Source organism: Gardnerella sp. DNF00257 (assembly GCF_049262745.1).
In the GTDB taxonomy this organism is placed as follows: domain Bacteria; phylum Actinomycetota; class Actinomycetes; order Actinomycetales; family Bifidobacteriaceae; genus Bifidobacterium; species Bifidobacterium piotii.
In genome coordinates this window covers 929,049-942,155 of sequence record NZ_CP058403.1, presented here as the reverse complement: position 1 = coordinate 942,155, position 13,107 = coordinate 929,049, and the positions used below count along the sequence as shown (strand labels likewise).

Sequence of the window (13,107 nt, the reverse complement as noted above, 5' to 3'; positions counted from 1 at the left end):
GGGGTATTTGTGCTTGAAGAACTTGAGATTCGTAATTTAGGCCCAATTTCTAACGCTGTTATTACGCCTTCTAAAGGAATGACTGCAATAACTGGCGAAACTGGTGCTGGAAAGTCCATGCTTTTAAGCGCTATAAAGCTTATATCTGGAGGAAAAGCGGATTTGGCAAAAGTATCATCTTTTGCAAACGAATCGTGGGCTCAAGGCGTGTTTTCTGTGCCAAAATCTAGCGATGTTGCACAAATATTGCAAGAATCTGGGATTAATGCCGAAGAATGTGAAGATGACGATTCTAAAGAAGACGTTTACGTATCTAGGTCTGTTCCAAAAAATGGTAGATCAAGAGCTGTAATCTCTGGTTATTCTGTTCCAAAATCCTTGCTAGAAAGCGTTTGCTCGCACACAATAACAATTCATGGTCAAAGCGATCAGCTTCGCATAGCAACAGCTTCAAAACAGCGTGAATTCTTGGATTCAATCTCGTGCAATTCTAAAGAACTACAAGACTATGAATCAGCGTTTAATAAGTGGCAAAATGCTGTTGAAGCATATAATCGCCTTATAAATCAGCAATCGTCTTCTAGGCAGCGCGCAGACTATTTGCGCGAATCGCTAGAAAAAATTCGCCAAATTGATCCAAAACCAAATGAGGATGAAAATCTTAAAGCTAAAAGAGATCGCATAGAAAACGCTGCTCAAATCGTTGGAGCTATTAGCGAAGCAATTTCTTCGTTGGACGCAAGTCAAATTGACTATGGCGCAATAGATTCAGTTGACGCATTGCATTTGGTAGACAATGCTGCTAGGGCAATTCGTTCGATTCGAGTTGACGGAGATTATAGCGCTATTGCAAATCAACTTGACGATATTTCTTCCCAAATTTCCGACATTGTTATGCAGCTTGCGCAGCAGTTAGATGTTGACGAGAGTCAAGAAGATTTAGACGCTATTAATAATCGTATTCACGATTTAAGCGATTTAACGCGCAGATGGGGGCCGCAAATTGACGATGTTTTCGAGTGGGCTAAAAAAGCGCAATTTGAGCTTGAAGATTTGGATGATTCGCCAGAAGCAGTTGCGCGCGCTAAAGACTTGTGCGAGAAGACTTATAAAGATGCTGAAAAACTTGCCGAAGCTCTTTGTAACACGCGCAAAGTTGTTGCAGAAAAGTTTAGCGACGAGGTTAGCAAAGAGCTTGAATCCTTATCTATGCCAGATGCGCAACTTTTGATTAATGTTTCTAAGAGTGCTAAAAACAAGGACGGAAAATTTGATTTAAACGTGCACGGCTTAGATAGTGTTGAGTTTCTTTTTAAGCCTTTCCCTGCATCTAATTATTTGCCAATGGGCAGTAGTGCTTCGGGCGGCGAACTCAGTAGGCTTATGCTTGCAATGGAGCTTGTTGCTGCAAAGTTTAACCACAGCAATAATCAATCAATGACGTTTATCTTCGACGAAGTTGATGCAGGTGTTGGCGGAGTGGCAGCCGTAGAGTTAGGCAAGCGCTTGGCTTTGCTTGCTAAAAGTTCACAAGTGATTGTTGTAACGCATTTGGCTCAAGTAGCAGCTTTTGCAAACGTTCAATTTGTTGTTAGAAAAAAGATTAAAAGCGCGGCGGATTCTGGAGCTGATTCTAGTGCGGATTCTGGCGAGAATTCTAGCTTTGCAGATACAACTGTTAGCAAATTAGACGAGATTAGTCGCCAAAGCGAAATTGCAAGAATGCTTTCGGGAAGCCAATCGCAAGCATCTTTGGATCATGCAAAAGAATTGCTTGAAAATAGTAAAGTTTAATGAAAAATCTTAAGCTAATTAAAAGTAATTTCTATAAAACAGGATTAATATCAGGATTAATAATATGAGCGAAAATGCATTAGTTGATAATTCAAATTGTGCTGCGATTTTTGATTTTGACGGAACTTTGCTTGATTCCTTAGACGTTTGGGACAAGATAGACGAAGAGAGTTTTGCTAAACGAGGTATTAAAGTGCCGCTCGATTTTGCTGATTCCACTGCCACAATGACACCTCGCCAAGTTGCGGATTACGTTATTGAGCGTTTTGGTTTTACGGATTCTCCCGAAGACTTAATGAAAGAGTGGCAAGACATGGCTTTTAACGCATACGCAAAGCATTTGCCGCTTAGAAAAGGCGCTAAAAATTACGTGGATTATCTGAATAAAACTGGTGCAAAAATGGTTCTTATAACTACTCTTTCCAGGTCTTTATGCGTTGCTGCATTAAAGCGTACGGATTTGTATGATTACTTTGATTTGATGATTTTTGGAGAAGATTTAGAAAGTAATGCAAAAAATAGTCCTAAAACTTACGTTGACTTATCGGAGCGAATTGGCATAAAAGCAAGCGATTGCACTGTTTTTGAGGATTCTGATTCAGCACTAAAGTCAGCTTGTTTAGCTGGAATGAAAACTTGTGGGGTAGCAGATTTAATAAAAGGCGATTTTGACTTTGCGCCAAAAAGTCTTAAATAAATTACAAAGTCTTAAATAAAAAAAGTTGAGGTGAGGTTTCACATACCCCGGGTTTTGTCGCGTGCAAAATGCACACGGATGACCATCCATCTCGATTTGACGTTACCGCCAAACTCTAGCAGTCTACCCGAAGACTTAGGCGAGCAGCCCTTAAACACCTTCTGCTTGACCTTGCTCCCAATGAGGCTTGCCATGCGGCTAACTGTTACCAGAAGCCCGGTGGTCTCTTGCACCGCCGTTTCACCCTTACCTAAACAAAAGTTTAGGCGGTCTATTCTCTGTTGCGCTATCTCTCAGGTTGCCCTGGGCGGACGTTATCCGCCATTGTGCTCTACGGAGCCCGGAAGTTCCTCAGCTACTCCGAATGAACATTGCAGCCGCGGTCATCGTGAAACCTCAACCTTCCCAATTATAGCAGACGTTTTAATTTTGCGCATATTTTGCGACTCGCTAGAAAATGGCGGCTTTTAGCGGATATAATGGATGTATCAGCGGCGCTGGTGCCGTTGACGTGTACACAAACCGATTTATATCGGATTACTTAAGGAGGTTCGCATGGAAATCGTCATCACCGGACGTCATACGCAGATTAAGCAAAGATTCCGTGACGTTGTAGAAAGCAAGATGAATCGTGTGACCGCCATTGCTCCAGATGCGCAGCGCATTCAGATTGTGCTTAACACTGAGGGCAATCCAAGGCAGGCAGATACTGCAAAAAGAGTTGAAATTACTGTAGTTGCAGGAAGTACGGTTATTCGCGCAGAAGCATCTAGCACAGATCAATACAGTGCATTAGATATGGCGTTAGATAAGTTGACGCTTCGCTTGCGCAGAACTCGAGATCGCCGCAAGGATCATCGTCGTGGCTACGAGCAGATGGTTCCAGTTGATTTGGGTGTTGTAGAGCCAGAAGTTGAAACAACTGTTGAAGAAGTTGTTCAAGAAGATGGAACAAATAGCGCAGATGCTGCGGTTGCTTCCGACTTAGGTCCTGGCGAATCTGTAGAGGTGAGTGTTGGAGATACTCCTATTGTGATTCGTCGTAAGCTCCACATTGCCGAGCCAATGAGCATTGATGAAGCATTGTACGAGATGGAACTTATTGGTCATGATTTCTTCCTGTTTGTTAATAAAGAAACAATGCGTCCATCGGTTGTATACCGTAGACATGGATGGAGTTATGGTGTGTTTGAGATTGATACTCCAGAAAATGTTGCTAAAAAGAAGTAACAAAACAGTAAAGAAATAATAAAAGAATAAAAGCAAATAAAGGTAAATAGAATAACTCATATGAGTTCAATGCCCGTCTAGTAATAAGCTAGGCGGGCATTTTATACGCTGTTTTGGACTCGCGAGCTGCAAAAATCGTAGCCGTCGCGTAATATAGGCACAGTTTACGTCTATATTGGCTAGCCGAATAATAGACACGACCTAAGGGAGCTAAACGTGGTAGATATCGTTGATAAAGCCTTGCGCATGGGTGAAGGCCGTCAATTGAAGCGCCTTGAGAACGTTGCGAAGGCTGTGAATGCGCTTGAAGATCAGATTTCTGCGCTTTCGGACGAGGAACTTAAAGGACAAACGGCAAAATTCAAGCAAAAGTTAGACAATGGTGCGAAGCTTGATGACTTAATGCCAGAAGCCTTTGCTACAGTGCGAGAAGTTTCAAAGCGTACTCTTGGTCAGCGTCACTTTGACGTTCAGCTTATGGGCGGTGCAGCATTGCATTGGGGCAATATTGCAGAAATGAAGACTGGTGAAGGTAAAACACTCGTTGCAACACTGCCTAGCTATTTGAACGCTTTGGAAGGCAAGGGCGTTCATGTTGTTACTGTTAACGACTATCTTGCTAGCTACCAGAGTGAGCTTATGGGTCGTATTTACAGGTTCCTTGGCATGAGCGTTGGATGCATTATTACAGATCAGCAGCCTCCAGAGCGCAGGAAGCAATATAACGCAGATATTACTTACGGCACAAACAACGAGTTTGGCTTTGACTATTTGCGAGACAACATGGCTTGGGAAAAGGGCGATCTTGTTCAGCGTGGTCATCACTATGCAATCGTCGATGAGGTTGATTCCATTCTTATTGATGAGGCTCGTACGCCACTTATTATCTCGGGACCTGCCGAAGGCGATGTTACGCGTTGGTATCGCGAGTTTGCAAAGCTTGTTCTAAAGCTTGATCGCGATGTTGATTACAAGATTGACGAAAAGCGCAAGACTGCTGGTATTTTGGATCCAGGCATTGCAAAGATTGAAGATTATTTAGGTATTGATAATCTTTACGAGCCAAGCAACACTGCTTTGATTGGCTACTTGAACAATGCTTTGAAAGCTAAGGAATTGTTCCTTCTTGATCGCGATTATGTTGTTACTAATGGCGAAGTTTTGATTGTTGACGAGCACACTGGCCGTGTTCTTCCAGGTCGTCGTTATAGCGAAGGCTTGCATCAAGCGATTGAAGCTAAAGAAAATGTGGAAGTAAAAGCAGAAAATCAGACTTTTGCAACTATTACTTTGCAAAACTACTTCCGCATGTACGACAAGCTTGCTGGCATGACTGGTACTGCAGAAACGGAAGCTGCCGAGTTTATGGGAACATACAAGCTTGGTGTTCTTCCAATTCCTTCTAACCGTCCAGTTATTCGTATGGATAAGGATGATTTGATCTTCCGCACTAAGAAGGAAAAGCTTGCTGCGATTGTTCGAGACGTAGCTCAGCGTCATGCAAAGGGTCAGCCTGTTTTGCTTGGTACTGCATCGGTTGAATCTTCCGAAATCGTTTCTTCGCTTTTGGATGTTGCTCGTATTCCTCATCAAGTGTTGAATGCTAAGCAAAACGCTAAGGAAGCAGCTGTTGTTGCTGTTGCAGGTCGTAAGGGTGCTGTGACTGTTGCTACAAACATGGCAGGTCGTGGTACAGATATTATGCTTGGCGGAAACGTTGAGTTTTTGGCAGACGCAAAGCTTAAAGCAGAAGGCTATTCTCCAGACGATACTCCAGAAGAGTACGAGAAGCGTTGGCCAGGCGTTTTGGCAGAAGTTAAGGAACAAGTTAAAGACGAGCACGAAGAAGTTAAGAAGCTTGGTGGCTTGTATGTTTTAGGCACTGAGCGCCACGAATCTCGTCGTATTGATAATCAGCTTAGAGGCCGTTCTGGCCGTCAGGGTGATCCTGGCGAATCGCGCTTCTACTTAAGCTTGGAAGATGACTTAATGCGTTTGTTCAACACTCAGCTTGTTGCGCGTGTTATGGCTAAGGGCTTGCCAGAAGGCGAACCAATCGAATCTAAGTATGTTTCTAATGGCGTGCGCACGGCTCAAAAGACTGTTGAAGCTCGTAACTTTGAAATGCGTAAGAACGTTTTGAAGTATGACGACGTTATGAACAAGCAGCGTACGGTTATCTATTCGGAACGTCAGGCTGTTCTTAAGGGCGAAGATATTCACGAAGATATCTTAAAGTTTATTAAAGATACTGCAGATAGCTACGTTCGCGGAGCAATGAATGGTTCCGATAAGCCTAAGGATTGGGATTGGGAAGGCCTTAAAGATGCTGTGAACGCAGTTATGCCAATTATTGTTGATTGGGATCAGCTTCGCTTGCAAATTGAGCCTCTTAAGGGTCAAAAAGCTGTTGATGCTTTAAGAGACACGATTGTAGATGGTGTAACAACTATTTATGCAGTGTTTGAAGAGCGAATGGGCTCCGATAGCTTGCGTCAATTTGAGCGCAGAGTTGTTTTGGCTGTTCTTGATAGAAAGTGGCGTGAACATCTTTACGAGATGGACTACTTAAAGGATGGCATTGGCTTGCGCGGTATGGGTCAGCGAGATCCTTTGGTTGAGTACCAGCGCGAAGGCTTCCAAATGTACAACTCCATGATTGAGGCCATTAAGGAAGAGTCTATTCAGCTTCTGTTCCGTATGAATCTTGAGCAGATTGTTGCAGAAACAGAAAATCAAGATGATTCTTACATTGACGAAAGCATTGAGCAAGAAGAGCAAGAAGAAGACGAGCATTCTGGAATCGTCGGCCCTGCTCCTATGAGCCATGCAGAAGGCGAAGTTCCATTAAGCAAGCGTCCAAAGGCGGAGGAGTGGAAGACTCCTTGGGCCGATGGTCGTACGTTCCCTGGAACAAATAAGAACGACGAATGCCCATGCGGATCTGGCAGAAAGTACAAGCTTTGCCACGGTCAAAATGAGGATTAAAGTCAACGTTTTATAAAGTAAACGTCTAATAAGAATGAGGCTGGTGTTAATGCATCAGCCTCATTCTTTTCTTTTTTGCTCGAATACACTTTAATTCACTGATATTGTAGTGCGATTGTACTGAATTTCCGGCGTGTCATGTCGTTCGCGCGGTCTAAGCGCGCGAACGTCCTCGCTTGCGTTGAAAGCACACCGTGCTTTCAACCTTAAACAAGCTTGGCGCTCCGAATTACCTTTTCGCGCTACGCTTTAAGCGAAAAGGTAGGTCGTCGCGCAAATGCACTTAAACTCGCTAGTTCTAAACTCGCGCGCCTTTTCCAAACTCGTTATAGTCTTCGCTAGAAGTATTGTCCTTTTTTCTGCTCATAAGTAGGCCTGCGCCACCAATCAAAAATAGGAAAGCACTAACAGAGCCAGTGTAAATCGCAAAATATGGCACTAGAACGCTCAAAATCATGCCTAGAACGCCCAAAACAAACACGCTCCATAAAACTACAAGGGTAATGGAAACGTTCTTAAAATGGGGGTTTGGAGCAACAAAGTCGTCTCCGTAGTCGTCCATTGTTTTATCAACATCGAGCCAGCTTGATGTTGTGTTATCTCTTGGACCAGGTTTAGTGGTAAATGCTATGTTTCTTAATGGTTCTGCAGCTTGATTAATGCGTTTTCTAAAGATTTTTGCGCTTTTGGACTTTTCTAAATCATTAAAATCTTTTTTGTGCTCGCTAACGAATTGAGACCAGTCGTCGTTAAAGTTTTGACTAAACGAATCGTCACCATTGCTGTTTTCGTTATTGTACAAACGGTTATGGGAGTTGGTATTCTTAGAAGAAGTCATGAATTATACTGTAGCAAGTCTGCTTGATAGTTTGAATGCTATTTTGCGAATCTTGCTAGAATGGGGATTAGCATGTTGTATTGGTTCTTTGTAAAGGGGTTTGGATTCATTGCACGCTTAAGGATTCATCCTACTGCTCAAGGAGTCAACAATATTCCTAAAACAGGCGGAGCGATTATTGCAGCAAATCATCTTGCTGTTATTGACGATGCGCTTTTGCCTCTTACATGCCCGCGCATGATTCATTTTATGGGAAAAGCTGAGTATTTTGAGGGCAAAGGGTTAAAGGGCCGCTTTAAAAAGTGGTGGTTTACGTCTGTTGGCGTGTTTCCAGTGGATCGTTCTGGCGGATCAAAATCGCTTGGTGCGCTGAATCATGCTAAAGAAATCCTAGAAAAAGGTCAGCTTTTTGGAATTCACATTGAAGGAACAAGAAGCCCAGATGGAAAGCTATATAAGGGTCATTCTGGCGCTGCAAGATTAGCTCTAGAAACAGGATGCCCGATTGTTCCAGTTGCGATTATTGGCACGCGCGAACTTCAAAAACATGGCCAGATTATGCCTGCAAATGGCAATACTAAGGCGATTTACGGAAAGCCAATCGAAGTTAGCAAGATGAGTCCAGAAGAAATTACGCACGATATTCTTCGAGATCTTACTAATAAAGTAACAAAAGCAATCCAGCAAATGAGCGGTCAAGAGTACGTTGACGAATATGCGCAAACTGTTAAAAAGCGAATGCTAGAAGAGTCGCAAGCAAAAGCGAATAATCGTTAAGCTAAATAGTTAAATAATCGTTAACGTTACTGTTGTTGGATTTCCACTTTCGTCTAGAACTCTAACTTGAGACCCAGGAGCTGCGGATTGGAATCTAACAGTGTGCATAAGATCGCCCAAAGGAGCAGAAATATTAACTTTTAATCCAAGCGATTCAAGTATTCTTCTAGCTTCATTAGCGTTCTTATTGCGCACATCTGGCATTGTTATAGTCTTTGGTCCCTTAGAAACAACAACATCGAGTTTATCTCCCCAATGCATTTGTGTTCCTTTTTGCACGGACGCGCTAATAATCTTGCCTTTTTCTACTTTGTCATTAAATTCTTCGCTGTAGTTTGGAACTAATTTTGCTTCGTTAAACGCCTTATCTGCTTCTTCTTTTGTAAGATTAACAACGTCTGGCATAGAAACAGGCATTGGCCCTTTAGAAAGAATCACAGTAATATTTTTATTGTGATTCATTTGCATTCCAGGAGTTGGCGAAATCTCAACAACGCATCCTTTAGGAATTTCCAAAGAATAAATGTCTTCGCTTGGTTTATGCGTAATAGAAGTAAATCCTGCCTTTTTTAATGCTTTTATAGGATCTTTTCCAGCGTTGGAAGTTGGATCTATAATATCTTCTGGAATGGTTGACTTGCGTACGCCTTTTGAAACAACAATTTTAACGCGGCCATTATTTCGCTTAGAGATTTTGCTGCCACTAAAATCTGGATTAGTGAAAATAATGTTTCCTTCGGGTATGTTGTCGCTAAAGTCTTTAGAAACGGAATAAGGAATATTAGATATTTTAAGAGTGCGCTCGTAGTCTGCCCACGGAACGTTTGTTATTTTGCATGCACTTTGGGATGCGCATTCTTGCGTGTTTGGTTTTGGTAAAGACCAATAGCTTCCAGGGCCTAAATAGTACCAGTACGCGCCAAATGCTACTGCGGTTGCTGCGATTGCTGCGCAACTTGCAGATATAATAATAATGTTTTTGCGCGTTTTTTTGCCATTGTCGTTTGCATTATTAGACTTATTTCTTTTAGCTTTTAATCGTTCACTAATAAATTGCGGTGCGCGCATTGTAACAGTGAGCATATTATTATCGTTAAAGTCTTCTAGAGGATTGCTATTCGTTGAAGTTGAATAGTTTGAAGAGACTTCATTAAAATCGGAGCTTTTTGTAGATAATGTAGATAATGCTTGAGTTGCGTCAATATCAGCTGTTTTATCTATGTCTGTAGTCTTATCTATGTCTGTAGTCTTATTTAGATTTTCTGTGCTCGCAAGCGTGTTACTAGCAAGCGTGTTGTTTGCCAATGCATCATTCGACGAATCAGAATCACTCAAAGTATTTTCACTCAAAGTATTGTTATTCAAGCTAGGCGGAAGTGGTATTTGAGATTTTAGATTAGATTTTTTATCTTCAATCTTGTTTGCGATTATCGAGCCTTCAAGAGGTTGATTTTCTGTGTCTAAATCTACTTCAAGCTTATATTGCCACTCTTCTTCGCTTAAGCCAGAGCACACGCTTCTTAAAATATTAAGCGCTTTAGAAGCGTCATTTGGTCTTTTTTCCATTTCTCGAGCGGTAATCGAACTAAGAAAATCTGCAACCGAAGAATTGATATCTTTGCAAACAGTTTTTATAGAAGGGGTGTCTTCGTGAACATGCTTAAAAACAAGAGTTACTGGATTATCCGCGTTAAAAGGAACTCTGCCAGCTAGCATCTCCCAAGCCATCATTCCTGCGGAATATAAATCTCCTTGAGGAGTTGCCAGATTCTTCTCAATCATTTCTGGAGCAAGGTATGCAGCCGTTCCAAGAAGAAGACCCGTAGAAGAAAGAGTTGCTTGAGAAATTGCACGCGCAAGTCCAAAATCGGTGATTTGCACGTTTCCGCGGTCGTTAATCAAAATATTTTCTGGCTTAATATCTCTGTGTACAACGCCAGCAAGGTGTGCGGATGCAAGGCCATCTAAAGTTTGAGCTAACACGCGCAAAGTATCTTTTACGCTAAAAGTGCCGTATTTGTTCATCTCGTATCTAAGATTTACGCCATGAACATATTCCATAACTAAGTAGTCAAGTCCTTCAAACTCGCCAGTATCGTAAACTTGAACAATATGCGGATTTGCGATTGACGCTGCAGAAGTTGCTTCTCTGCGGAACCTTGCAATAAATTGTTCTCGGTGGATTCCTTGAGCAAGCTGAGTATGCATGATTTTAAGCGCAACAGGGCGATTAAGACGCTCATCTTGCGCTTTATAAACAGTAGCCATGCCACCTTCCGCTATCTTTTTAACTATGCGATAGCGATTTTCAACACACATTCCCAGTTGCGCTTGAACTTCACTCATGTAGTAAATCCCTTATACGCGTATTAAACCCACTACTTAAAAGTGTACAGGTAATACAGTAAAGAATAGTCGCAATTTGCGCTTATTGCCATTCTTTAGGAATAAACATGCTAGAAATATTGTGCAAAATGACTTTACTATGATTGCTTAGCGAACTAGTGTCTATTTTTTCTTGCGATTCAACCCAAAGATTGTGAATGCGCTTTTTAGACTTACCTATAGCGCCACTTTTACTATAAATATCAATGATTCTTTTAACGTCATCTTCGTTTCGGCTTTTAGAAGTGTATGCGTTTATTAAGAAGAGATTATCTTCGGGAGTGCAAAGTTCTAATGCGTCTGCTAGAAGAACAGCGCGTTTTCCTTCTCGAATATCTCCTCCGATTGGTTTACCCGTGTGAGCAGAATCCGAAACAATATCTAAAAGATCGTCTGCAAGTTGGAATGCGATTCCTAAAGGATCTCCAATTTGATTCGCTAAGTTGATTGCGTAGTCTTTTTGCATTCCAGCAGCCAAAAATCCCAGAGCAAGAGGTGCAATAGTTGTGTAACTTGCAGTTTTCCACCTAAAAACGTTTATAGAAGATTCGGCAAGTTTTTGTGGATTATCTAGGCTCATCATTTCGATTGAAAGGTCTAGAATTTGGCCAATTCCAACGTTTTTTTGCATGTTTGTAAATTCGCATAAAACCTCATTAGGATTTTGCAAGTTTTCGCACGCTTTTCTAGTTATGTCGAAGCTTTGAGACGCTAGAATATCTCCGAGCATTAATCCAAGACCAGTTCCAATATGACTATTGTTTGTGGCTTTAGATAGCGCACAATATGCGCTTGGTTTTCCTCGTCTTAAAGCGGATTCGTCGATTATGTCGTCGTGAACAAGAGCTGCTGTTTGAAATACTTCTAGAGCACAAGCAACGTCTAGCATTGCGTTTTTTGAGTTTTTGTAAGAGTCGTCACTTTGCGTAGCTGAGTAGCTCTCTTTTGCTGCATCAAAAGCATATAATGCTAATAAAGCTCTAAGTCGTTTTCCGCCTTCGCTAGACAAAATTGCTTGGGAAACAACGTTTTTAAGTGTTTTATTGCAATTAGAAATAAGATTTTTGCAAGCTAAAGAATCAAATTGACTATAAATTAATTCGCTTATACGCGTATCGATGCATGACTTTTGCGAATCTAAACTCATATCTACGAGTTATCCACATGCCTTAGACATTGCAGAAGTGAGTATTTTCTAAGACTTTTCTAGGATTTTTTCTAGGATTTATAGCCTTTAACCACATTGCTTAGTTTTTATTGCGCTATCGCTTTTGCAATGCAAAACTCTTATTTACAAAGTTAAAAGAAACAGCGAAATCAATACAGCAAGTATCGAGTAACGAATAACAAATAACAAATAACAAGCAACAAACAAACAGGGGAGGAATTATGAAAACAATAAAAAACGAGTCTAAAGGCTGCGAAATCAGTGAGACGCAATTTTTTGAAGACAAAGATCATGAATATTCAACTTTTAAAGAGATGACGAATATTTATGCTGCAAGTATGATTTGTAACAAATCCGAAGACTATTTTGCTGTGAGCTATGCTTCTGGAAAAACAATAGAAAAAGTGGATCTTAATCATCTTCCAAAAGAGTGTATAGCAGTTTTAGACATTCCTAAAGATTATGTTAACAATCATCATGATTACAACGATAATTGGATTGAAAATCTTAGATCTTTAGCTCCAGAATTTTTTGAAAAGTATATTGATTACATAAACAGAGATTTAGATGTTAAATGTAAGCAAGAAGTATTCTCGGCTTTTGATATTTTTGTAAATCAATCAATACGCAACTGGAATAATATGATTTGCAAAAAAGAAGGAAACATTGTAGGTTACGACCTTATAATGCTGCCGATTGCAATGTTTGACAATATTAACGTTCGAGACACTTTGCTTGTGGCTTTACTGGACTCTAAAGAAGAGTACTACAATATCGACTCGTTGCTTACTCTAGCTTTAGAGCCTAGAACAAAAGAAATATCTAAAGATTTAAGACGTTTTCTAGAAGAAAAATTTAACGAAGATCACGAGCTTCCAGATATTTGTAAAGCGTTAGACGTTGTAAATCTACTAAAGGCTATGGCTTGTGTTGTAGATGGAATACCAGAATTAAAAGTGCAAGTTTACGCTTTAATGTGCTATATAAGTTGGTGGTTTAGGCTAGGTGATGTTGAAAAATATGTTGAAATGGCGTTAGATATAGATCCTGATTGCTCAATGGTTAGAATAGTAGATAACGCATATAGGAATCATGTAGAGCCAGCGTGGTGTAGAAAATTCGCCACGCCGCAAGAAGAAAGTAATAAAGAATCGTCCTTAGAAGATGATTAACTTCTTAATGAAAAGTTGCCCTTGCCATAACTATGCCTTTATGGTATAGTAGAGTGCC

9 protein-coding genes and 1 other RNA gene are annotated in these 13,107 nt (G+C 40.9%); 6 read left to right on the top strand and 4 right to left on the bottom strand.

Annotated features, from left to right (window positions below):
- The first annotated feature begins 9 nt into the window (after window positions 1-9).
- Both recN and HXT23_RS03530 read left to right on the top strand, forming a co-directional pair.
- Window positions 10-1,794: a DNA repair protein RecN gene (gene recN / locus HXT23_RS03535; protein WP_422112689.1), complete on the top strand. Its 1,785-nt coding sequence runs from the start codon at window positions 10-12 to the stop codon at window positions 1,792-1,794.
- Window positions 1,795-1,858: 64 nt separating this feature from the next.
- Window positions 1,859-2,491, top strand: a complete 633-nt coding sequence (locus tag HXT23_RS03530) for an HAD family hydrolase (protein WP_422112688.1) — start codon at window positions 1,859-1,861, stop codon at window positions 2,489-2,491.
- Window positions 2,492-2,518: 27 nt separating this feature from the next.
- On the opposite strand, the gene rnpB is transcribed toward HXT23_RS03530, so the two are convergent.
- Window positions 2,519-2,890, bottom strand: an RNA gene (gene rnpB, locus HXT23_RS03525) — RNase P RNA component class A.
- Between the two features lie 156 nt (window positions 2,891-3,046).
- Here rnpB and hpf point away from each other — a divergent pair.
- Window positions 3,047-3,721: a ribosome hibernation-promoting factor, HPF/YfiA family gene (gene hpf, locus HXT23_RS03520; RefSeq protein ID WP_016635580.1), complete on the top strand. Its 675-nt coding sequence runs from the start codon at window positions 3,047-3,049 to the stop codon at window positions 3,719-3,721.
- A gap of 216 nt (window positions 3,722-3,937) precedes the next feature.
- The gene (secA, locus tag HXT23_RS03515) at window positions 3,938-6,709 is read left to right on the top strand and encodes a preprotein translocase subunit SecA (protein ID WP_016833643.1); all 2,772 of its coding nucleotides are present in this window, start codon (window positions 3,938-3,940) and stop codon (window positions 6,707-6,709) included.
- Between the two features lie 298 nt (window positions 6,710-7,007).
- Here the strand turns inward: secA and HXT23_RS03510 are convergent, their stop codons facing one another.
- On the bottom strand, window positions 7,008-7,547 hold the full coding sequence (locus tag HXT23_RS03510; protein WP_248899084.1) for a hypothetical protein: 540 nt from the start codon (window positions 7,545-7,547) through the stop codon (window positions 7,008-7,010).
- A gap of 72 nt (window positions 7,548-7,619) precedes the next feature.
- On the opposite strand from HXT23_RS03510, the gene HXT23_RS03505 reads away from it, so the two are divergent.
- Window positions 7,620-8,324: a lysophospholipid acyltransferase family protein gene (locus tag HXT23_RS03505; protein ID WP_248899455.1), complete on the top strand. Its 705-nt coding sequence runs from the start codon at window positions 7,620-7,622 to the stop codon at window positions 8,322-8,324.
- 9 nt (window positions 8,325-8,333) lie between these two features.
- On the opposite strand, the gene HXT23_RS03500 is transcribed toward HXT23_RS03505, so the two are convergent.
- Both HXT23_RS03500 and HXT23_RS03495 read right to left on the bottom strand, forming a co-directional pair.
- Window positions 8,334-10,670 (bottom strand): protein kinase domain-containing protein, encoded by a 2,337-nt coding sequence (locus HXT23_RS03500; RefSeq protein ID WP_422112687.1) that lies wholly within the window; start codon window positions 10,668-10,670, stop codon window positions 8,334-8,336.
- An 82-nt stretch (window positions 10,671-10,752) separates the two neighbouring features.
- On the bottom strand, window positions 10,753-11,856 hold the full coding sequence (locus tag HXT23_RS03495) for a polyprenyl synthetase family protein (protein ID WP_248899086.1): 1,104 nt from the start codon (window positions 11,854-11,856) through the stop codon (window positions 10,753-10,755).
- Window positions 11,857-12,098: 242 nt separating this feature from the next.
- On the opposite strand from HXT23_RS03495, the gene HXT23_RS03490 reads away from it, so the two are divergent.
- Window positions 12,099-13,049, top strand: a complete 951-nt coding sequence (locus tag HXT23_RS03490) for a hypothetical protein (RefSeq protein ID WP_016635587.1) — start codon at window positions 12,099-12,101, stop codon at window positions 13,047-13,049.
- Window positions 13,050-13,107 lie beyond the last annotated feature (58 nt).